The 282-nt window shown below is 67.4% G+C and carries 1 protein-coding gene; it reads left to right on the top strand.

Annotation, left to right across the window (positions count from 1 at the left end; all coding sequences use genetic code 11):
• Nucleotides 1–282, top strand: a 282-nt coding sequence (locus SB822_RS56475) for an aminotransferase class I/II-fold pyridoxal phosphate-dependent enzyme (protein ID WP_410859024.1), incomplete at both ends; no start/stop codon positions are given.

A 282-nucleotide genomic window follows, 5' to 3' on the forward strand; every position in this document is an offset into this window, starting at 1 on the left:
TGCTGCATGCGTGCTGCCACAACCCGACCGGCGCCGACCTGACCCACGAGCAGTGGCGCGTCGTCGCCGGGCTGCTCAAGGAACGCGGCCTGTTCCCGTTCGTGGACATCGCCTACCAGGGCTTCGACAAGGGCATCGACGAAGACGCCTACGCGATCCGCCTGCTGGCCGGCATCGACATGGACTTCGTCGTCGCCAGCTCGTACTCCAAGTCGTTCTCGATGTACGGCGAGCGCGTCGGCGCGCTGTCGGTGGTCTCGGCCAACGCGACCCAGGCCAAGG

Source organism: Paraburkholderia sp. SIMBA_054, assembly GCF_046534875.1.
GTDB classification, from domain to species: domain Bacteria; phylum Pseudomonadota; class Gammaproteobacteria; order Burkholderiales; family Burkholderiaceae; genus Paraburkholderia; species Paraburkholderia hospita.